Genomic DNA, 20,118 nt, shown 5'->3' on the forward strand with positions numbered 1-20,118 from the left:
GACGGGCTCCTCGCCGGCCGGTCCGAGGCCCCACTGGAAGCGGACCTGCTGATGGTGAGCATCGATGTCGCCGACGGGGGTGAAGACGAACCCGGGGAACTGAGCCTGGACGGCCTGGATGGTCGTCTCGACCGCTTCGCGGCCCTGTGCCTCGGCGAGCGGGTCGACGTAGGCGCAGTCCTCGGCCCAGTGGCTGGTGAGGAGCTCGGCGCGGGCCGACCTGTCGGTGGCGTTCCAGGTGTCGAGGTAGCGGGTCACGATCTCGTTCATGGCGTCTTCCCTTCTCGAATGACGGTGCACCCGAAGACTCGCCGCTCGTCGGACGTCCGGTCGATGACCTCCGAGGTCATGGTGGCCCTCGACGGGTGCTGCCTACGCTCCTCCCATGACCTCGACGGTGATGGCTCCAACGGTCGGCACCGAGCTGCGCCGCTGGCGTGAGCTGCGATCCTTGAGCCAGCTCGCGCTCGCCAACCAGGCGGAGGTGAGCACCCGGCACGTGAGCTTCATCGAGAACGGACGGTCCCGGCCGACCCCGGAGATGATCGTCCGGCTGGCCGAGGTGATGCAGGTACCCCTGGGCGAGCAGAACCGACTTCTGCTCGCGGGGGGCTTTGCTCCCCGGTACCCGCACCGTGCCACCGACGACGAGGCGCTCGCGCCGGTGATGGCCGGGTTGCGGTCCTTGCTGGACGCCCACGCGCCGTACCCGGCGCTGCTCCTCGACGACCGTTGGGACGTGGTCGATGCCAATCGACCCGTCGATGCGCTGGTCGCCGGCTGCGACCCGAGGCTGCTCGAGCCTCCGCTGAACGTGATCCGACTCTGTCTGCATCCGCAGGGACTCGCGCCACGCATCCGCAACCTGCCCACCTGGCGGAAGCACCTGCTTCACCAGCTCGAGCAACGCATCGCCCGCACCGGGGGCGACAAGGACCTGGTCGCGCTCCGAGAAGACGTCGTCGGCTACCCCTGCGACGGTGAGCCCCCCACCCGACCGTCGGTCGACCCGGTGGTCCCGCTGGAGATCGAGGCAGGCGGGGAGGTGCTCCGGATGTTCAGCGTGGCCAGCCAGATCGAGAGCGCCTCCGACGTCACCCTCCACGGTCTCCACCTCGAGACGTTCCTGCCTGCCGACGACCGCACCCGCCGGCTCCTGAACCCCTGACGCCCGCCGCGCGCCGCACCACCCCTCGGGGAGACGGGCGCTAGATCCCGGCGACCGCCACCACGGTCACCAGGAGCACCACGAGGGCGATGCCCGCCGCCGCCACGACGTGCACCGCGGGGCGGCGGCGCAGCACCGCGACGAACTCGCGCAGGTAGGCGCTGGGGAAGAAGTAGCCCGCCGTCGGCGCCCCCACCGCGTGCACGTCGAGGCCGAGGTCCATCGCCTCCATGGCGGCGCGCGGCGCGTGGTAGTTGTTCGTCGCGAGGAGGTACGGGCCCTCCGTGCCGTGCTCGCGCAGGACGGCGACGCCGAGGGTGAGGTTCTCGCGGGTGGTGCGCGCCCGGTCCTCGACGAGCACGCGGTCGGCGGGGACGCCGCGGTCGACGAGCCACTCCCCCATCGCGACACCCTCGGGGCGGTCCTCGTCCGCGCCCTGCCCGCCGGACGGGACGATCGGCACCGGGACGCCGTCCGACCCGAGGCGCTCGGCCGCCTCCCGCCCCGTGGTGAGGCGGGCCGCGAGCAGCGGCGGCACCCGTCCGCCCACCACCTTGGACCCCAGCACGATGACGCCGTGCGCGGGAACACGCTCGGCGTACCGCCGGTACAGCAGCGTCTGGGTCACGAAGCCCAGGAAGACGAACCCCAGCCACGCCGTGCCCATCGCCAGCCCGACGACCAGCCCCACGGCCCACGGCGCCTGCAGCAGTACGGGGGCGGCGACCACGAACGGCGCGGCCAGCATGGCCACCCCGACCAGCAGCGACAGGAGGTTGCCGAGGCTGCGGCGCTCGCGGCGCACCATCGTCAGCCCGTTGACCACCAGGAAGACCGGCAGCACGAGGAGCCCCAGGCCGAGCACGCCGAACAGGAGGAAGGAGATCAGCCCCATGGCGGTCGTGCCGCCGGGCACCAGGGCCACGAGCTGACCCAGCAGGCCGACCCCGGTGTAGACGACGGCGAGGGCGAGGAACCCGTTGCGCAGGCGGCGGCGGTCCACCCGCAGCGAGTGCACCAGCCAGAGCACCCACAGGCCGCAGATCACCGCCGACCCGACGACGGACCAGGCGGTGGCGTTGACCTCGGCACTCACGCCCGCAGGATAGGGGGACGCGGGCGAAAATGCCGGGACCGTGGGGCGCCGTCGTGGTCGGATGCGGGGATGACCTCACGCATCTCGCACACGACGTTCGACTGCCGCGACGCCTACGCCCAGTCCGAGTGGTGGAAGCAGGTGCTCGGCTACGTCGACGTGCCGGGCGACCCCAACCTGCCGGGCCACGAGGAGTGCATGATCGTGCCGCCCGCCGGCCACGCCGCGCCCGCCGAGAGTCACGGGCGCCTGCTGTTCATCGAGGTGCCGGAGCCCAAGACGGTGAAGAACCGCGGGCACCTCGACCTGCGGCCGACCGACCGCACGCAGGCCGAGGAGGTGGAGCGCCTGCTCGCGCTCGGTGCCACCCAGGTGGCCGACCTCCGTCGCCCGGACGGCCAGGGCGGCTGGGTGGTGCTCGCCGACCCGGAGGGCAACGAGTTCTGCATCCTGCTCAGCGAGGCCGAGCGGGCTGCGGTGCTGGCCGCTCAGGAAGGCTGACCGGCCGGGGCGCCGCCGCGCGGGCCGCGAAGACCGCCACGACGAGCAGCACGACGACGGCGAGCATCGCGAGCCGCAGCCCCAGGTGCTCGCCGAGGAAGCCGAGCAGCGGCGGGCCCACCAGGAACGCGAGGTACCCGCTCGTGGCGACGGCGCTCACCCGCTCGGCGCCGCGCTCCGGGTCGTCGCCCGCCGCGGAGATCGCGACCGGGAACCCGAGCGACGCGCCCAGGCCCCACAGTGCCACCGCGACGCCCGCCATCACCGGGCTCGGGGCGAACACGACGGCGAGGATGCCGGCGATGGCGCACACCGCGCTCACGGACAGCACCGCGGCGCGGCCGAACCGCTCGACCACCGGCCCGCCCGCGAACCGGCCCACCGTCATCGCCGCGGCGAACCCCGCGTAGACCAGCGAGCCGTGCGTGGCCGACATCCCGTGGCCGTCGACCATGAGCAGGGGCAGCCAGTCGTTCGCGGCGCCCTCGGCGAACGCCATCGCGAGCACGACGACGCCGATGAGCACCAGGCGCCCGTCGCGCCACACGTTGGGCCGGCGCTCGCCCGGGGCGTCGGCCCCCCGCGCCTCCCGGGCCTCCTGGCGGCCGGTGCCCGCCGGGATCCCCGGCAACGCCCACGCCACGAGCGCGGCCATCACGGCCGCCATCGCCAGCAGGTGCCACACCACGGGGAAGTCGAGCGCCGTGAGCGCGATGCCCGCGAGGGCGCCGACGACGGTGCCGAGGCTGAAGCTGCCGTGCAGCGCGGGCAGCACCGGCCGCCCCGAGTCCACCTCGAGCGCCGCGCCCTCGATGTTGAGCCCGATCTCGCCGAGCCCGCCGCCGAGCCCGACGAGCAGCAGGCCGGCGAACGCGCCCGCCGCGAGGCCGGCGGCCGCGGCCGAGCCGATGACCGCGACGCCCACCACCACGAGCAGGGAACCGACCAGGATGACGGGGCGGGCGCCCCGGCGGCGGACGATCGGCCCCGCCGACAGCACGCCCGTCATCGAGCCGACGGACAGGCCGAAGAGGACCAGCCCCATCCCTGCGGTCGACGCGCCGAGCGCGTCCCGGACGTCGGGCGTGCGGGTGATCCACGACGACATGCCGAGCCCCACGAGCAGCGTCAGCGAGAACAGCGACAGGCGACGGCGGAGCGGGGCGGGCATGCGGATGATCGTATCCGCGATCCTCGTATCGATTCGACCGTGCCCGCGCTCAGGCATCCGTCCGCCCGTCGTCGTCCTCCGCGATGCTGCGCACCACGCGCGCGGGGTTGCCCACGGCGACGACGTTCGCAGGGACGTCCCGCGTGACGACGGAGCCGGCGCCGACCACGGAGTTGTCGCCGATCGTGACGCCGGGGCAGACGATGACGCCGCCGCCCAGCCAGACGTTGTCGCCGAGCGTGATCGGCTTCGCGGCCTCGAGCTTGTCGCGACGCGGCGTCGGCTCGACCGGGTGGGTCGGCGTGAGGAGCTGCACGTTCGGGCCGATCTGGCAGTCCGCGCCGATGACGATCGGCGCCACGTCCAGCGCGGTGAGGTGGTAGTTGACGAACGTGCGCGGGCCGACGTGCAGGTTCTCGCCGTAGTCGACGTACAGCGGCGGCCGGATCACCGCGCCCTCGCCCAGCGTGCCGAGCAGCTCCTCGAGCACCGGGCGCGCGCCCGCCGGGTCGTGCGGCGCCGTGCGCGCGTACTCGTCCTGCAGCCGCGCGGCCCGCAGGGCGCGGCGCTCGATCTCCGGGTCGTCCGCGACGTACAGGTCGCCCGCGAGCATCCGCTCGTGGTTCGTGCGCGGGTCGCCGGCGAAGTGGTCCTTGGTCATGGCGACGAGCGTACCGGTGATGTGTACGATCGTACGCATCGGGCGCGGATGTCCCTGTCTCGCGGGCCGCGCCCGCTCCGCTAGGTTCGGCGCATGTCTCCCACGTTCGTGCTGGTCCACGGCGCTTTCGCCAACTCGTTTTCCTTCGCGCCGCTGCAGGCGGAGCTCGCGCTGCGCGGCCTCCGTTCGCTCGCCGTCGACCTCCCGGGCCACGGGTTCGGGGCGACCTTCCCCGCCGCCTACCAGGCGCCGCAGGACCTGGCCGGGCTCGCGACGGCGCCCGGGGCGATCCAGGGCGTGACCCTCGCGGACAACGCGGCGCACGTGATCGAGGTGCTGGAGCGGGTGCGGCACCACGGGCCGGTGGTCCTGGTCGCGCACAGCCGCGGCGGCGCCACCGTCACCGCGGTGGCGAACGCGCGGCCCGACCTCGTCGACCGCCTCGTGTACGTGGCGGCATGGGCGCCGGTGGACCTCGACGCGGCCGCCTACAACGCCGAGCCGGAGATGGCGTCGGTGGACGCCGCCGCCCTCGCCGGGGCGCTCGCCGCGAGCCCGGCCGACGTCGGCCTGCTGCGCTGCAACTTCCGCACCGCCGACCCGGAGGTGCTCGCGAGCCTCAAGGCCCTGTTCCTCGCCGACGGCACCGACGACGAGTTCCGCACCTTCCTCAACACCTTCCAGCCCGACGAGAACCTCGACGCCGGCACCCCGGACGACCGGGCGCAGGCCGCGACCTGGGGCAGCGTGCCGCGCACCTTCGTGCGGCTCACCCACGACGCGAGCATGCCGCTCGCCATGCAGGACCGGCTGATCCGCGAGGGCGACGCGCTGACCCCCGACAACCCGTACGACGTGCGCGACCTCAGCTCGAGCCACCTGGGATGGCTGGTGCACCCGGCCCCGGCCGCCGACCTGCTCGCGGAGGTCGCGTCGCGCTGAGCGGCGGGTGCAGCACCAGCACCACGACGACCGCCACCATGATCACGGCGGTGAGGGTGACGGGCACCGGGATCACCGGGTCGCACAGCACCAGCAGCGCGCCCACCGGGACCACCGTGTTGACGACGCGGTCGGCGTTGTCGCGGATCGCGAGCCACCAGACGCCCAGCACGAACACGGCGATGGGGATCGTGACCGTGAACGACGCCCCGACGTCGGACAGCGCGGTGTGCCCGGTGAGCGCGTCGATCTCCACCTCGATGCCGGCGGAGAACGCGCCCGCGGCGGCGAAGACGAAGTAGTGCACGTAGCCGTAGCGCAGCGACCGCGACAGCCGGGCGTCCTGCCCCAGCGCGCGGTGGTGCGGCGGCCAGAAGTAGATCCACCACAGCGCGGCCGTCACGACGACGGTCAGCACGGCGATCGAGATCAGGGACCCGAGGTCCTGCTCGTCGTGCAGCGCCTCGATGATCGCGTTGGACGACGCGAGCAGGCTCTCGCCGAGCAGGATCAGGGTGAACAGGCCGTACCGCTCCGTGATGTGGTGCGGGTGCCAGGGGGTGCGGCCGCGGCGCTCGGCGACCACCGGGACGGCCAGCTCCGCCGCGGCGAGCACGACCCACGCCGCGCCCTGCCAGCCCGGGGGCAGCGCGAGGAACGCCAGCCAGCAGACCTGGACGACGGCGATGCCCGCGGCGTAGGCGCGCGTCGCGGCGCGGGCGGGGCCGTCCGTGCCTGAGGCGCGCAGCCACTGCGCGATCATCGCCACGCGCATGAGGACGTACCCGGCGACGACGACGGTGAAGTCGCCGTCGACGAACACCCCCTCGATCCCCGCGGCGAGCACGAGCACGCCCGACATCTGCACGATCGTCAGCACCCGGTAGAGCCAGTCGTCCGTGTCGAACGACGTGGCGAACCAGGTGAAGTTCATCCACGCCCACCAGATCGCGAAGAACACCATCCCGTACGACAGCAGCCCGCTCCCGACGTGCCCCTCGGTGAGGGCGTGGTGCAGCTGCACCGACGCGACGCTCACCGCGACCACGAACACCAGGTCGAAGAACAGCTCCAGCGGGCTCGCGGTGCGGCCCGGCTCCTGCGGGTCGCGGGCGGCCATGCGTACCAGGCGGGACCGCGGCGGCGTCTCGGGCGTGCTCACGCGAGCCATCGTGCACCCGTCGTGCCCGACGGGCCACGGGTCGGCGGCCCGGCTACGCTGCCCGGGATGTTCTCGGACCGCAGACGTCGGCGCGCCGCGCGACGGATCAGGCCCGGTGACGGGCACGCCCTGCAGCGCTTCCGATGGTGGCAGCCGCTGTCGCGGGCCCTCTTCCACCTGGACCTCGTGGGCGACGGCGGCGTGCCCGAGCGCTGGTCGGTCGACGTGCGGCTCTGGGGCGACTCCGACGACGGCGACGTGCGGGCCCGGCTCTACCGCGACGGGCTGCACGCCGCGACGTCGAGGCTCCCCGCCGAGCTCCCGGTCACCGGCGGCGTCGTCCAGGTGGCCACCAGCAGCTACGGGCTCCGCCGCTGCCACTACGTGACGCCCGACGGCCGCGAGCGTCAGCTCGAGCCCGACCCCGCCTCCGCCGAGGGGCGCCGCGCCCGCCTGGAGCGCGACCGCCCCGGCCTGAGCCGCGGGATCGGCGCGGTCGCGTGGGTCGTCCTCGCGGTCGCGCTGGTGCTCGGCGTCCCGCAGATCGTCGAGCAGATCTCGCAGGTCCCGCCCGTCGCCGAGCGGTTCGGCACGTTCACCTCGCCGGTCCGGTTGCCCGCGGGCCTCAACGTCGCGCTCCTGGTCGCGACGATCCTGGCGAGCACCGAGCGCGCGCTGCGCCTGCGCTACCACTGGCTGCTCGACGGGGGGCTGTTCGAGGGCGACGACTGACCGCGGGGAGATCCTGCGAAGACGCTGCAAAGCGATCGATACCTATTGACTTTCGATAGGTCGTGACGGCACTCTCGTCGCCATGTCCCGCACCCAGCGCCTCGTCGGACCGCTCCGCGGCCTGCTCATCGCGGTCTTCGCCGCCCTCGTCGCCACCCAGGTCGCCGTGCTGCCCGCCGCCTTCGCACGGATGGCCGACGAGTCCCCCGACCTCGCTCCCCTGCGCTGGCCGCTCCTCGTGCTCGCCGTCGTCGGCATTGCCTGCGTCGAGGCGGTCATCGTGTGCACGTGGCGGCTGCTGACGATGGTGCGCGACGACCGGATCTTCTCCGACCACGCGATGGTCTGGGTCAACGGCATCGTGGCGGCCGTGGCCGGGGCGTGGCTGCTCGTGCTGGTGGCGTTCGCGCTGCTCGTCGCCGCGGAAGGGCTGGCCGGGCTGGCCGCGCTGCTGCTCGGGGTGCTGCTCGTGGGCGCCGCCGTGGGGCTGCTGATGGTGGTGCTGCGCGCGCTCCTGCGCCAGGCCACGGAGCTGCGCACCGACCTCGACGGGGTGATCTGATGCCGATCGTCGTCCGCCTCGACGTGGAGCTCGCCCGGCGCAAGCTGAGCGTCGGCGAGTTCGCCGAGCGCGTGGGGCTCACGCCCGCCAACGTCGCCGTCCTCAAGAACGGGCGGGCCAAGGCCGTCCGCTTCGCCACCCTCGAGGCCATGTGCCGCGTGCTCGGCTGCCAGCCGGGCGACCTGCTGGAGTGGGTCGACGACGAGCCCGACGGGGGTGCGCACGATGCGGGCTGACGTGCTCGTGGTCGGGGCGGGGCTGGCCGGGCTGTGGACGGCGACGGAGCTCGCGCGGCACGGGCACGACGTCGCCCTCGCGGACCGGCGCTCCCGCCTCGACACCACCGTGCGCACCACCGGCATCTTCGTGCGCCGCACGCTGGAGGACTTCGACCTGCCGCCCGAGCACCTCGGCCCACCGGTCCGGCGGATGGTGCTCTACCCGCCGTCGCACCGGGACCCGGTCACCCTCGACAGCAGGCACGACGAGTTCCGCGTGGGCGACATGGCCGCGCTGTACCTGGAGCTGGCCGCGCGGGCCGCCGTCGCGGGCGTGCGCGTCGAGCTCGGCACCCGGTACCTCGGCTCGCGCGGCGACGTGCACCTCCTGCACGGCCCGGGCGGACCCGTCGAGGCGCGCGCGACCTTCGTCGTCGGGGCCGACGGCGCCCGCTCCGCCGTCGCGCGCGAGCTGGGCCTCGACCGCAACCGCGAGCTGCTGGTCGGCGCCGAGGAGGTCTTCGAGGTGCCGCCGCGCGGCAGCCGGCCGGACACCGTCCCGGCCTTCCACTGCGTGCTCGACCCGCGCCTCGCGCCCGGCTACCTCGCCTGGGTGCTCGACGACGGGCAGCACGCGCACGTGGGCGTCGCCGGGTACCCCGACCGGTACCCGCACGGCCTGCGCGACGCGCTGCGGCGCTTCGCCGCCACGGCGCCCGGCCTCGCGGGCGTGCCCGTGCCCGACGCCGTCGAGCGACGCGCCGGACCGATCCCCGTGGGCGGGCTGCTGCGCCGCATCGCGGGGCCGCGCGGCCTGCTCGTGGGGGACGCCGCGGGCGCCGTCTCGCCGCTCACCGCGGGCGGGCTCGACCCGTGCCTGCGACTGTCCGCGCACGCGGCCGACGTCCTCGACCGCGCCCTGCGCACCGGCGACCGGCGCGAGCTCGCGCGGTACGACGGCGCCGCGCTGCGCGCCCGGTTCCGGGGGCGCCTCGCCCTGCGCCGCGGCCTGTCGCTGGTGCGCACGCCCGCCGTCGCCGCCGCCGGCGTCGCCGCGCTGCGCACGCCGCCCGGTCGTGCCGCCGCCCGGCGCATCGTCTTCGGGCACGGGTCGTTCCCCGACCCCTCGTCAGCGAGCCGGAAGATCGTCCTCGCCGCGCCGGGCGCACGGGGCTAGATTGCGGGGATGCCGCCCGTCGACTCGCTCGTCGCCTTCGCCCTCGCCTCGGTCGTGCTCATCGCGATCCCGGGGCCGAGCGTGCTGTTCGTGATCGGCCGGTCGCTGTCGCTCGGGCGACGCGGCGGGCTGCTGAGCGTGCTGGGCAACGAGCTGGGCGCGCTCGTCCCGGTCGCCCTCGTGGCGCTGGGCGTGGGCACGCTCGTGGCGCAGTCCATCGCGCTGTTCACGACCCTCAAGCTGCTCGGCGCCGCCTACCTCGCCTACCTCGGCGTCCAGGCCGTCCGGCACCGGCGCGAGGGCACCGACGTGGGGACGGACCCGCGGGCGCGGGCCGCGTCGTCGTGGACGGTGCTGCGGCAGGGGTTCGTCGTCGGGGCGACCAACCCCAAGACGATCGTGTTCTTCGTCGCCGCGCTCCCCCAGTTCGTCGACTTCCACGCCGGGGCGGTGCCCCTCCAGATGCTGGTGCTGGGGCTGGAGTTCACGCTGATCGCGCTGGTGCTCGACGGCACCTGGGCGGTCCTCGCCGGCACGGCCCGCGCATGGTTCGCCCGGTCGCCGCGGCGCCTGGCGGCGATCCGCGGCACCGGCGGCGGGATGATGGTGGGCCTCGCCGGCGTGCTGGCCCTCACGCCGGCGAAGTCCTGACCGTCACACGGTGAGCAGCACCTTGGTGGCGCGCCGCTCGTCCATGGCCGCGTAGCCCTCGGCCGCCTTCTCGAGCGGCAGCGTGAGGTCGAAGACCTGGCCCGGGTCGATCTCCCGGTCCCAGACGAGCCGGACGAGCTCCGGCAGGAAGCGCCGCACGGGGGCCGGGCCGCCGTGCAGGTGGATGCCGGCCATGAACATGTCGTCGCCGGGCAGGGCGACGTCGTGGGAGACGCCCACGAAGCCCATGTGGCCGCCCGGGCGGGTCGAGTGCACGGCCTGCATCATCGACTCCTGCGTGCCGACGGCCTCGATCACGGAGTGCGCGCCGAGCCCGCCGGTCAGCTCCTTGATGCGGGCCACGCCCGCGTCCCCGCGCTCCTCGACGATGTCGGTGGCGCCGAACCGGCGGGCCAGCGCCTGGCGGTCGGCGTGCCGGGACATCGCGATGACGCGCTCGGCGCCGAGCTGCTTCGCGGCGAGGACGCCGAGCAGCCCGACCGCGCCGTCGCCCACGACGGCGACCGTCTTGCCGGGGCCGGCCTCGGCGGCCACGGCCGCGAACCAGCCGGTGCCCAGGACGTCGGAGGCGGCGAGCAGCGACGGCACGAGGTCGTCGTCGGGCATGCCGGGCGTCGCGACGAGCGTGCCGTCCGCCAGGGGGATGCGCGCCCGCTCCGACTGGGTGCCGAGGGTGCCCATGAGCACACGGTGCACGCAGTAGGCCTGGTAGCCGGACTCGCAGATCTCGCAGGTGTTGTCCGACGCCCAGAAGGAGCCGACGACGAAGTCGCCGACCTTGACGGTCCGGACGTCGGCGCCGATCTCCTCGACGACGCCGACGTACTCGTGGCCCATGACGGCGTCGTGGACGTCCTCGACGCCGCGGTAGGGCCAGAGGTCGGACCCGCAGATGCAGGTGGCGGTGACGCGGATGATCGCGTCGGTGGGCTGGATGATCCGGGGGTCCTCGCGCTCGATGACGCGCACGTCGCCGGGGGCGTGCAGGACGACTCCACGCATGGTGGTGCTCCGTTCTCTCGGTGTCTCGGGTGGTTCAGGAGTGGACGGGGTCCGCGTCGAGGTCGACACGGAGGACGGTGGGCCGGCCGGCGCGGCTGCGCGCGGCGAGCACGCGGAAGGCGACGGCGGCGAGCGCGACGGCCGCGACGGTGACCAGCCCCAGGGGCAGGATCGTCGCGGCGCCGGCGAGCCCGACCAGCGGGGCGGCCACGCCGCCGAAGCCGAAGCGGACCATGCCGAGCAGGGACGACGCCGTGCCCGCGAGCCGCGGGTAGCCGGCGAGGGCGAGCGTCGTCGCGGGCGGGGAGGTCGTGGCCACGCCGCTCGCGAGGGCCAGCAGCGACACGACGACGACCCACAGCGGCGTCGTCGTCAGGCCCGACACCAGCAGCCCGAGCGCGCCGAGGCCCGCGAGGCCGGTGCCGACGGCGAGGGTGCCGGGCACGCTCCAGCGCTCGGCCGCCCGGCCCGCGAGGAACCCGCAGGCCATGAAGCCGGCGGAGTTGAGGCCGAACGCGAGCGCGTACCCCTGCGGCGACAGGCCGTAGAGGCCCTGCAGCACGAACGTCGCGCCGGACAGGTACGCGAACAGCGCCGCGTACACGAAGCCCTGGTGCAGGATCGCGCCGACGAAGACCCGGTCGGACAGCAGCACGCGGAAGTCACGGCCCGTCTGGGCGAAGCCGCCGGCGGTGCGCCGCTCGGCGGGCAGCGTCTCCGGGAAGGCGACGAGCGCCGCGACGAGGATGGCCGCGCCCGCGGCCGCGAGGAAGACGAAGAGCCCGCGCCAGTCGGTGACCCTGCTCAGCTGCCCGCCGAGCAGCGGTCCGACGATCGCCGCGAGCCCGCCGACCACGGTGAGGCGGCCGTAGAAGCGGATCAGGGCGCCGCCGTCGTAGACGTCGCGGCCCGCGGCCTGCGCGATGACGATGCCCACGCCTCCCGCGAGGCCCTGCGCGAGGCGGGCGCCGACCAGCAGCTCCACGGTGGGGCTGACCGCGCACAGCGCCGACGTCACGACGTACGCGACGACGCCGACCAGCAGGACGCCGCGCCGCCCGTACCGGTCGGACAGCGGGCCCGCGACCAGCTGCCCGAGGGCGAGGCCCACGAGGCAGGCGGTCACCGTGAGCTGGGCGACCGACGTCGCCGCCCCGAGGTCCGCGGTGAGCGCGGGCAGCGCGGGGAGGTACAGGTCCATCGAGATCGGGCCGAAGACCGTGAAGAGGAGCAGCAGGGCGGGAGCGGGCATGGCGCCCAGCGTCCGTCCCCCGCCCGCCCGGCGGGAGTCCCTGACGAACCGTGTACCGGCAGTACACCCTTCACGGCCGCCGCGGCGCGGCGGCCGTGCCTAGCCTGGCGGCATGGACAACCGAGCCGAGGTGCGCGAGTTCCTCATGTCGCGCCGCGCCAAGGTCACCCCCGACGAGGCCGGGCTGCCCGGGGGCTCGAACCGCCGGGTGCCCGGCCTGCGGCGCAGCGAGGTGGCGATGCTGGCCGGGGTGAGCGTCGAGTACTACGCGAAGCTCGAGCGCGGCGCGATCGCGGGTGCGAGCGCGTCGGTGCTCGACGCCGTGTCGCGGGCCCTGAACCTGGACGACGCCGAGCGGGCGCACCTCCTCGACCTCGCGCGGGCGGCCGACGGCATCCCGACGTCGGGGCGCTCGCGCGGCCGTGCCACCCGGCCGGCGGACCCTCGCCCGAGCCTGCAGTGGGCGCTGGAGGCGATCACCGACGGCGTCGCGTTCGTCCGCGACCCGCGGCAGAACCTGCTCGCGACCAACGCCCTGGGCCGCGCGTTCTACGCCCCCGTCATCGGCGACGGCGGTCGCACGCCCAACCTCGCGCGCTTCCAGTTCCTCGACCCGGCGGCCCGCGACTTCTACCCCGACTGGGACCTGTTCGCGCAGATGTGCGTGGGCGTGATGCGCGCGGAGGCCGGCCGGAACCCCCACGACAAGGCCTTCCAGGACCTGGTGGGCGAGCTGTCGACCCGCAGCGAGACCTTCCGCACGCTCTGGGCCGCGCACGACGTCCGCATCCACGGCACCGGCACCAAGCGCTTCCGCCACCCCGTGGTCGGCGAGATGACCCTCGCGTTCGAGGAGCTCGCCATCACCGCCGAGCCCGGCCACGTGCTGCTCGTGTACACCGCGGAGCCCGGGTCGCCTTCCGCCGAGCGGCTGCGGCTGCTGGCGTCGTGGGGCGCCGGCGAGGGCGCCCGGGGCGTGGCGGCGGGCCGGGCGGGCTGAGTTCACCCGGCCCCGGCGGTGGGGACGGCGACGGCGCGGGATACCGTCCCGCCATGCGGATGAACGCCGTCTGGGCGCCGGCGATGGAACCCGTGCGGGGGCGTGCGCTGGCCCCCGTCGCATGGACGCTGGCCTGGACGAACGCTCCCGGCCGGGCCCGCAGGGTCGGGGCCATGGTCACGTGGCCGCTGTGGGTGACGATCGTCGTGGTCCTCGACGGGTTCGTGCACCACGACGGCAGGGTCGTCGTTCGCCTGACGCGCCGGAACGCGTGGCCGTCGGTCGGGATGTTCGCCCGCGGGGTGGGGGGCGCGATCGTCGTCGGCGCCGTGCTCGGCACGGCCGCGGGCCAGGCGTCGTTCGCGCCGACCGTCGCATCCGTCGGCGTCGCCGTGGTGATCCTCGGCTGGTTCGCCGCGGCAGTCCTGCTCCTCGCGTTCGCCGCGGCCCGCACCTGGACCGCCGTGGCCCGCGCCCAGCGCACCGCCCTGAGGACGGCGTCGCGGGAGCAGCGTCGCGCCGACGTCGCGCGGTTCCGCGCGGCGGACTGGACGGTCGACTCCGTCGCGTCGCGTGGGCGCGTCGGCGCGCTCGCGCTCATCACCCGCCACGTCGGCGAGGTCGTCGCTCCGCACGAGACCGTGGGGACCGTCGCCGCCACGACCCGGCACGCCGCGGTCTACCGGCGCTTCGGCCTGGAGCCGCTGCCCAGCCGTCCCCTGCTGCTCGTGGGGACGGCGCCCGCGCGCTGAGGCGGACCCTGTCGCGGCGGCCTGGCAGGATGGCCGGCACTCCCCACGAAGGACGGACACCCATGGCCTACTTCCGCCGCACCGGCGCGACGACGTTCCAGCCCACCGAGCACGTCGGCGGCGCCTGGAAGACCGACGAGCAGCACGTGGCTCCCACGCTCGGGCTGCTCACCCACCTGGTGGAGATAGACCGGGAGAAGCGGGGTCGCGACGACCTGGCCGCCACCCGGCTGACGTTCGACATCTGGGGGCCGTACCGCCTGGAGGAGATGACCGCCGACGTGCGCGTGCTGCGGCCCGGTCGCGGCGTCGAGCTGGTCGAGGCGTCGGTGGCCTGCGCCGGTCGCACCGTGGTGACCCTGCGCGCGTGGCTCGCCGCCGTGGGCGACACGACGGCGCTCGCGGGCGGCGAACCCGCGCCGCTGCCCGGGCCCGACGCCACCCCCGCGTGGGACCCGGCGGCGGACTGGCCGGGCGGGTTCGTCGACTCGATCGAGGTGCGGCGCGGCCTGGCCGGGCCGGGTCGCGGGCACGTCTGGGTACGCACCGGGCACGCGCTCGTCGAGGACGAGGACGTGAGCGCGCTCGCCCGCACCGTCGGGCTGTTCGACCTCGCGAACGGGATGACGGTGCGTGCCGACCCCCGCCGCGTCGCCTTCCCCAACCTCGACCTCTCGGCGCACCTGCACCGCGCGCCCGAGGGCGGGTGGCTGGGCCTCGACACGAGCGTCGTCTTCGGCGCGACCGGCGCCGGCCTCACGTCCAGCGTGCTGCACGACGAGCGCGGCGCGTTCGGCGCGCTCGCGCAGGGCCTCGTGGTCCGCGCCTTCGACGCGTCGTGAGCCCCGACGTCCTGCGGGCCCGGGTGGCGGACGCCTACGACCGCCTCGGCCTGCCGTCCTGGGCGCCGCCCCGGGCCGAGGGCGTGGAGCCGCGCGACGAGGAGTACTCGCGGGTCTCCGACCTGCACAAGTACCGGGTGGTGCACGGTCGCGCCCACGCGTGGACCGAGGTGCTCGGCGCGCTGCCGGGCGTCGTCGTCGAGCGCCTCGGCCCCGTCACCACGGAGCGGCACGAGTTCGCGCGCGGCGTGCGCATCGTCTCCCCCGTGCCGGGCACGCTGCCGCTCGTGCTGCTGGAGCAGGACGCCGGCTCCACGGAGCACGGGGAGGCACCGGACTTCCTCCACCTCGCTGTCCAGGACCCCGACCACCGGATCGACCACGGCGTCCCCGACTGCGGCTGCGACGCCTGCGACGTCGGGTCGGCGGGCCTCCTGGAGGCGATCGACGACGGCGTCCTCAGCATCGTCGCCGGCCCGTTCGTCCTGCTGGTGGGCAAGGGCTGGAAGGCCACCTGGTACCCCGACGGCGGCAGCATGGAGGGGGACACGAGAGCGCCGTCGGACTTCAGCACCGTGATGCGAGCGTGCCGCTCGCTCGCCGACGGCGGCGCTCCTCGTCTCCCCCGATCGTCCACCGCGCTCGTCGGCCGGTCGTGGCTGGACGCCCCGGCCTGACGGGCCGACGCGTCACGGCAGCGCGTCCACCGGGCGGGCGGTACGGCGCGTCGTGGGACGACGTCGGCGACTGGTGACCGCGGGCGTCAGGCCGGGCTGTCCTCGCGGGCGTCGTCGACCCTGCGGCGCACGAGCTCGACGATGCGCCCGACGTTGACCGTCCAGCCCACGCCGAAGACGTGCGGGCTCAGCAGGTGCGCGCCGTCCGGGTCCCAGACGCGCTCGCGGAGGCGCTCGACGGTCGGGACGCGGAACTCGTAGGGGACGAACCCGGCGACCGTGCCGTGCCAGGTGCGGTCCTCCTTGTCCTTCTGGAGCTCCTTGGTGACGGCCGCGACGACCAGACCGACCATGATCAGCTGGAACAGCCCCGGCCCCCGCTTCCGGCCGCGGCCCGCCTTGTGCTGGATCTCCTGCTTCGTGCCCATCTCGGCCTCCGCTCGTCGGGTGTCGGTGTCCTCACCCATCGTGCACCAGGTGGCCGTCGTCAGCGCGAGGGTCGGGTGAGCACCACGGCGACGGCGGCCACGACGCACACCACCGCGGTGGTGAGCAGCCCCACGGAGAACGACGTCCCCGCGGCGATGAACCCGACGACGAGCGAGCCGAGCCCGGTGCCGGCGTCGAACCCGATGTTCCACACGGCGCTGGCGGTGCTGTGCTGCCGCGCGGGCACGGCCGCGAACGCGGCGACCAGGGTGAGGTTCTGCAGGCTGCCGTAGGAGACGCCGACCATGGTCATCCCCAGCACGAGGAGCACCGGCCGGGGGCCGCCGTGGGCGATCGCCCCCGCGCACACCGCCAGCCCGGCGGCGCAGAACGCGAGCAGCGGCGCGAGGAAGACCCGCGGGCCGAACCGGTCGGCGAGGCCGCCCACGCCCCAGCGGGACAGCGCCGTCGCGGCCGTGAAGCCGAGCAGCCCCGCCACCGCCGCGCCCGCTCCCCCGGCGAACTGCGGTGCGAACGTCAGCAGCGCGCCGCCGGGCGTCGTCACCGCGAGCAGCACGAGCGACGGCATGACCAGCGCGAGCAGGACGCGACCGCGCCCGGGTCCGCCGTCGTCGACGGGCTCGCCGGCGCGCGCGGCGTCGGCGTCCGCCTCGGCGGCACGGTCGTCGACGGCGTCGAGGCACCGGCCGAGCAGGACGGCGAACGGCACCGCGAGCACGGGCAGCGCGCCGAGCGCGAAGACCACGCGGAAGTCGAGCGTCTCGGCGATCCACGCGGCGCTGGGGACCAGCACCAGCTGCGGGAAGGCGATCGACAGCCCGTACAGCCCGATCGCGCGGCCGTGCCGGTGCCCGTCCACCAGGGCGGCCACGGCGCTCGACCCGCACACGGTCAGCACGGCGAACCCCGTGCCGCGCACCGCCGAGAGCCCGAGCAGCCACCCGAGCTGGTCCGTGGCCATGAACAGCAACGACGGCGCGCCGAGCAGCACCACGCCCGCCGTCATCGTGAGCCGCCAGCCCACCCGGCGCAGCAGCCACGGCACCGTGGTCTGCGTGAGCACGGTGGCGAGCATGAGCACCGCGTTGACGAGCCCGGCGCCGCCCTCGCTCGCGCCGCCGTGCACCGCCCACAGCGGCGCCGCCGGCAGCAGCAGCGCGTACCCCGAGAAGCCCAGCGCCGACATCGCCAGCAGCGGCCGGAACCCCGGCACGCGCGCGACGGACGACGAGGGCTGAGGGGCAGGACGACGCATCGGGCGAACCTATCGCGCGGTCCACGCCCCGCCGCCGGGCGATCAGCCCCCGACCAGCGCCTCCCCCAGCGGCGTGCGCTCGTGCAGGACGCGCGGGCCGTCGCGGCGCGAGTCGACCAGCCGCGCGGCGCGCAGCAGCCCCAGGTGGTGCGACGCCGTCGACACGGCGAGCCCGCCGGCGGCGGCGACCTCGCTCGTGGACAGCGGGCCGCGCAGCGCGAGCAGGACGCCCGCCCGCCCCGCCCCGAGCAGGTCCGCGAGCGCCCCGGACGTGTCGGGGGCGTCGTCGGACCACCGCTCGGAGATCCCGAGCGCCGGGTAGAAGAGGGTCGGCTGCGCGGGCGGCTCGGTGACCACCGAGCAGCGCGGCGCCATCACCGACGGCACCAGCACCAGGCCGCTGCCCGCGCAGTCGAGCACCTCGCCGTGGAGCCGCAACCGCACGCGGACGGCGTCGGGCGCCCAGGTCACGGCCTCGTGCAGGGTCTCGACCATCGTGCCCAGACCGTGCGTCGTCGCACGGCGGGAGCGGGCGCCGATGTCCGCGCGCAGGATCCGCTCGAGCTGCGGCCACGACGGCGCGAGCACGGCGTCCCACACCTGCCGCCAGGCGTCGACGGCGAGGCCGCGGGCGTGCGCCGGGTCGTCGGCGAGGGCCTGCAGCAGCCGCCGGTCCGCGCCGTCGGTGCGGTCGACGCGCTTGAGCAGGTCGACCCGCAGCGGGTCGAGGTCGGCCTCGCGCAGGCGTTCGAGCTCCTCGTCGGGACCGAGGTCCCAGCCGGGCGTGGAGGTGAGGAAGTCAGGCAGGTACCCGTCGGCGCCGACCAGCAGGGTCAGCAGCGCGAGGGGGCGCGCCGGGGCGCGGCCCCGCGTCGCGCGGAGCCACCCCCACTGCAGCGGGTGGTACGCCGGCTGGGCCAGCACGCGCACCGCGTGCGCCAGCTCGTGGCCGGGCGAGACGCCGAACCGGATCGCCGAGACGTCGTCGGGCGCGAGGCGGAACTCCACGACGTTCCTGCGCGGGCGGCTGTCCACGGCCACACCGTAGCGTCGGTGCACCATGGTGGGATGGCCCGGTGGTCATCAGGTTCCAGTCCCCGGCCCCCGGCAGGCGCGGCGTCCACATGGGCGTGTTCGGTCTCACGAACGCGCTGGGCCGTGGCGGCCTCCTCACCCCGGAGGAGCACGCCGTCTGGCGCTCCGGCAACGACTGGTACGACGCGGCCTACACGAACCCCACCGACGTCGACCCGTCGGTCTACGACGTCGACGTCAACCCGCGCGCGACGGCGTGGTTCAAGGAGACGGCCCATCACCTCCTCGAGCGGGTCCCGCCGTACCTGGCGATCCTGCACGCGCACGGGGTCGACTGCGTCCGCGTCGACGCCGCCGACCCCGGGCGCGTGATCTACGAGGACGCGGAGCAGGTCGTCGTCGTGCCCCACGACCCTGCCGCGACGACGTCGTACCACCCGGGCGGCCTCATCTCAGCAGCCCGTTGATCCGGTCGTTCACCTCCGTGAGCGTGGAGGCGTCCCGGTCGCCGATGTAGATCTCGTCCATCATCGGCGTCATGAGGGCGTCGATCGCGCCGAACTCCTCGGTCACGGGGAAGAAGAGGGTCTGCTTCTTCTCCACCATGTCCGTGAAGACGGAGGCGTCCAGGCCCCTGTCGCGGAAGGCCTCGACCGCCGCCTCCGTGCCCGCCGGACGCGCCGGGAAGACCACGCCGGCCTCGCCCACGATGCGCTGGCAGTCGTCCGACCCGAGGAACTCGACCCACCGGGCCGCCTCCTCAGGGTCCGGGGACTGCGCGCTGATCGAGTCCGCGAGGCCGTTGTACATCGACACCGGGTGCCCGACGGGTCCGCTGGGCGGGGGAGCGATCCCCAGGTCCACGCCCTCCAGGTTGGCGTAGGTGCCGAGCATCCAGGAACCGTTCGCCGAGAGCGCCGCGCGGCCCGAGCCGAGGGCCTGCTGCGGGTTCGGCTCGGTGCCGACCTCCTCGTACGGGGCCATGTAGCCCTTGTCGACGAGGCCGAAGAGCCAGTCCAAGGTGTCCTGCACCCGCGGGTCGTCGAAGTGGTACTCCGTGCCCCACACGTCCTTGTCGGTGAACGTCCAGCCGGTCGTGCCCGCCAGCCAGGACCACGTCGTCTGCCCGGACATGCCGCCCGAGCCGTTCGAGGCCAGGCCGTAGACGGCCACGTTCTCGGGGTCGAAGCCCTCCTCGTCGCCGCGGACGCCGTTCTCGTCCACGGTGAGGTGCGCGATCACCTCCTCGAAGCTGCCTCCGTCGTCCGGGTTCCAGTCCAGGTCCGCGAGGTCCTCGGGGGTCAGGCCGGCGTCGGTGACCACGCTCGTGTCGTAGAACAGCGCGACGGTGTCGAAGTCCTTGGGCATGCCGTACTGGCTGCCCTCCTGGCCCACCCACAGGTCCGCCAGGCCCTCCTGGAACCCGCCGTAGTCGACGTCGGCCGTCGCGTCGAGGTCGTTCAGGTCCAGCAGCAGGCCCCGCTGCGCGAAGCCGGGGTACTGGGTGAGGTGGTCGGTGAACACGTCCGGCCCGGCGCCCGCGACGAACCCGGCCGTGAGCTTGCGCCAGTAGTCGCCCCAGCCGTACTGGCTGACCCGCACCTGGAGGTCCGGGTTCTGCCGCTCGAACTCGTCGGCGCAGCGCTGGTAGGCGGGCAGCTGGTTCGCGTCCCAGAGCCAGTAGTCCAGGACGACGGAGTCGTCCGCCGCCGCGGTGCCCGGCCCGGCGCAGCCCGCCAGGGCGAGGGTGCCGGCGGCCACGGCCGCGGCGAGGGTCGCTGTCGTACGACG

At 74.8% G+C, this 20,118-nt stretch carries 24 protein-coding genes; 13 read left to right on the top strand and 11 right to left on the bottom strand.

Annotated features, from left to right (window positions below; all coding sequences use genetic code 11):
- On the bottom strand, positions 1-270 hold a 270-nt coding region (locus ACFWEK_RS06310; RefSeq protein WP_430553483.1), incomplete at its 3' end, for a nuclear transport factor 2 family protein.
- A 115-nt stretch (positions 271-385) separates the two neighbouring features.
- Here ACFWEK_RS06310 and ACFWEK_RS06315 point away from each other — a divergent pair.
- Positions 386-1,168 (top strand): helix-turn-helix domain-containing protein, encoded by a 783-nt coding sequence (locus ACFWEK_RS06315; protein ID WP_430553484.1) that lies wholly within the window; start codon positions 386-388, stop codon positions 1,166-1,168.
- 40 nt (positions 1,169-1,208) lie between these two features.
- Here the strand turns inward: ACFWEK_RS06315 and ACFWEK_RS06320 are convergent, their stop codons facing one another.
- A complete protein-coding gene (locus tag ACFWEK_RS06320; protein ID WP_430553485.1) occupies positions 1,209-2,264 on the bottom strand; it encodes a YdcF family protein in 1,056 nt (351 codons plus the stop codon).
- Between the two features lie 69 nt (positions 2,265-2,333).
- Here ACFWEK_RS06320 and ACFWEK_RS06325 point away from each other — a divergent pair, with 69 nt between their 5' ends.
- Positions 2,334-2,765: a VOC family protein gene (locus tag ACFWEK_RS06325; protein WP_430544758.1), complete on the top strand. Its 432-nt coding sequence runs from the start codon at positions 2,334-2,336 to the stop codon at positions 2,763-2,765.
- Here ACFWEK_RS06325 and ACFWEK_RS06330 read toward each other — a convergent pair.
- Positions 2,719-3,936, bottom strand: coding sequence for an MFS transporter (locus tag ACFWEK_RS06330; protein WP_430544759.1), 1,218 nt, complete (start codon positions 3,934-3,936; stop codon positions 2,719-2,721). The two genes, ACFWEK_RS06325 and ACFWEK_RS06330, sit on opposite strands and share 47 nt — an antisense overlap.
- Positions 3,937-3,985: 49 nt before the next feature.
- Positions 3,986-4,597, bottom strand: coding sequence for a sugar O-acetyltransferase (locus ACFWEK_RS06335; RefSeq protein ID WP_430544760.1), 612 nt, complete (start codon positions 4,595-4,597; stop codon positions 3,986-3,988).
- 93 nt (positions 4,598-4,690) lie between these two features.
- Here ACFWEK_RS06335 and ACFWEK_RS06340 point away from each other — a divergent pair, with 93 nt between their 5' ends.
- Positions 4,691-5,539, top strand: coding sequence for an alpha/beta hydrolase (locus ACFWEK_RS06340; RefSeq protein ID WP_430544761.1), 849 nt, complete (start codon positions 4,691-4,693; stop codon positions 5,537-5,539).
- On the opposite strand, the gene ACFWEK_RS06345 is transcribed toward ACFWEK_RS06340, so the two are convergent.
- Positions 5,463-6,710: a low temperature requirement protein A gene (locus ACFWEK_RS06345; RefSeq protein ID WP_430544762.1), complete on the bottom strand. Its 1,248-nt coding sequence runs from the start codon at positions 6,708-6,710 to the stop codon at positions 5,463-5,465. The two genes, ACFWEK_RS06340 and ACFWEK_RS06345, sit on opposite strands and share 77 nt — an antisense overlap.
- A 57-nt stretch (positions 6,711-6,767) precedes the next feature.
- On the opposite strand from ACFWEK_RS06345, the gene ACFWEK_RS06350 reads away from it, so the two are divergent.
- From ACFWEK_RS06350 to ACFWEK_RS06370, 5 genes are all read left to right on the top strand, one after another.
- Positions 6,768-7,433 carry a hypothetical protein gene (locus ACFWEK_RS06350; protein ID WP_430544763.1) on the top strand — a complete coding sequence of 222 codons (666 nt, stop codon included), beginning with the start codon at positions 6,768-6,770 and terminating at the stop codon, positions 7,431-7,433.
- Positions 7,434-7,515: 82 nt separating this feature from the next.
- Positions 7,516-7,995 carry a DUF2975 domain-containing protein gene (locus ACFWEK_RS06355; RefSeq protein ID WP_430544764.1) on the top strand — a complete coding sequence of 160 codons (480 nt, stop codon included), beginning with the start codon at positions 7,516-7,518 and terminating at the stop codon, positions 7,993-7,995.
- Positions 7,995-8,231, top strand: a complete 237-nt coding sequence (locus tag ACFWEK_RS06360; protein WP_429762894.1) for a helix-turn-helix domain-containing protein — start codon at positions 7,995-7,997, stop codon at positions 8,229-8,231. Before ACFWEK_RS06355 ends, ACFWEK_RS06360 begins: the two co-directional genes overlap by 1 nt.
- On the top strand, positions 8,221-9,390 hold the full coding sequence (locus ACFWEK_RS06365; protein ID WP_430544765.1) for an FAD-dependent oxidoreductase: 1,170 nt from the start codon (positions 8,221-8,223) through the stop codon (positions 9,388-9,390). Before ACFWEK_RS06360 ends, ACFWEK_RS06365 begins: the two co-directional genes overlap by 11 nt.
- A gap of 9 nt (positions 9,391-9,399) precedes the next feature.
- Positions 9,400-10,041 (top strand): LysE family translocator, encoded by a 642-nt coding sequence (locus ACFWEK_RS06370; RefSeq protein WP_430544766.1) that lies wholly within the window; start codon positions 9,400-9,402, stop codon positions 10,039-10,041.
- Between the two features lie 3 nt (positions 10,042-10,044).
- Here ACFWEK_RS06370 and ACFWEK_RS06375 read toward each other — a convergent pair whose 3' ends face one another.
- Positions 10,045-11,064 (bottom strand): zinc-dependent alcohol dehydrogenase family protein, encoded by a 1,020-nt coding sequence (locus tag ACFWEK_RS06375; protein ID WP_430553486.1) that lies wholly within the window; start codon positions 11,062-11,064, stop codon positions 10,045-10,047.
- Positions 11,065-11,098: 34 nt separating this feature from the next.
- Entirely contained in the window at positions 11,099-12,316 is a 1,218-nt protein-coding gene (locus ACFWEK_RS06380; RefSeq protein WP_430553487.1) for a multidrug effflux MFS transporter, read from the bottom strand.
- A 112-nt stretch (positions 12,317-12,428) separates the two neighbouring features.
- Between ACFWEK_RS06380 and ACFWEK_RS06385 the strand changes: the two genes are divergently transcribed.
- From ACFWEK_RS06385 to ACFWEK_RS06400, 4 genes are all read left to right on the top strand, one after another.
- Positions 12,429-13,316, top strand: a complete 888-nt coding sequence (locus ACFWEK_RS06385; RefSeq protein ID WP_430553488.1) for a helix-turn-helix domain-containing protein — start codon at positions 12,429-12,431, stop codon at positions 13,314-13,316.
- A gap of 53 nt (positions 13,317-13,369) precedes the next feature.
- Entirely contained in the window at positions 13,370-14,068 is a 699-nt protein-coding gene (locus ACFWEK_RS06390; RefSeq protein ID WP_430553489.1) for a hypothetical protein, read from the top strand.
- A 62-nt stretch (positions 14,069-14,130) separates the two neighbouring features.
- On the top strand, positions 14,131-14,910 hold the full coding sequence (locus ACFWEK_RS06395) for a thioesterase family protein (protein ID WP_430553490.1): 780 nt from the start codon (positions 14,131-14,133) through the stop codon (positions 14,908-14,910).
- Positions 14,907-15,587, top strand: a complete 681-nt coding sequence (locus tag ACFWEK_RS06400; protein WP_430553491.1) for a DUF6226 family protein — start codon at positions 14,907-14,909, stop codon at positions 15,585-15,587. The genes ACFWEK_RS06395 and ACFWEK_RS06400 overlap by 4 nt, the downstream gene beginning before the upstream one ends.
- Positions 15,588-15,673: 86 nt before the next feature.
- Here ACFWEK_RS06400 and ACFWEK_RS06405 read toward each other — a convergent pair whose 3' ends face one another.
- The 3 genes from ACFWEK_RS06405 to ACFWEK_RS06415 are packed head-to-tail and all read right to left on the bottom strand — an operon-like array spanning position 15,674 to position 18,327.
- On the bottom strand, positions 15,674-16,015 hold the full coding sequence (locus ACFWEK_RS06405) for a DUF5808 domain-containing protein (protein ID WP_430553492.1): 342 nt from the start codon (positions 16,013-16,015) through the stop codon (positions 15,674-15,676).
- Between the two features lie 59 nt (positions 16,016-16,074).
- A complete protein-coding gene (locus ACFWEK_RS06410; protein ID WP_430553493.1) occupies positions 16,075-17,292 on the bottom strand; it encodes an MFS transporter in 1,218 nt (405 codons plus the stop codon).
- Positions 17,293-17,334: 42 nt separating this feature from the next.
- Positions 17,335-18,327: a DUF5937 family protein gene (locus ACFWEK_RS06415; protein WP_430553494.1), complete on the bottom strand. Its 993-nt coding sequence runs from the start codon at positions 18,325-18,327 to the stop codon at positions 17,335-17,337.
- A gap of 41 nt (positions 18,328-18,368) precedes the next feature.
- Here ACFWEK_RS06415 and ACFWEK_RS06420 point away from each other — a divergent pair, with 41 nt between their 5' ends.
- Complete coding sequence (locus tag ACFWEK_RS06420) at positions 18,369-18,794, top strand: hypothetical protein (protein ID WP_430553495.1); 426 nt, start codon at positions 18,369-18,371, stop codon at positions 18,792-18,794.
- On the opposite strand, the gene ACFWEK_RS06425 is transcribed toward ACFWEK_RS06420, so the two are convergent.
- On the bottom strand, positions 18,775-20,118 hold a 1,344-nt coding region (locus ACFWEK_RS06425), incomplete at its 5' end, for an ABC transporter substrate-binding protein (protein ID WP_430553496.1). The genes ACFWEK_RS06420 and ACFWEK_RS06425 overlap by 20 nt on opposite strands.

This window comes from Isoptericola sp. NPDC060257 (genome assembly GCF_042726645.1).
In the GTDB taxonomy this organism is placed as follows: domain Bacteria; phylum Actinomycetota; class Actinomycetes; order Actinomycetales; family Cellulomonadaceae; genus Isoptericola; species Isoptericola nanjingensis.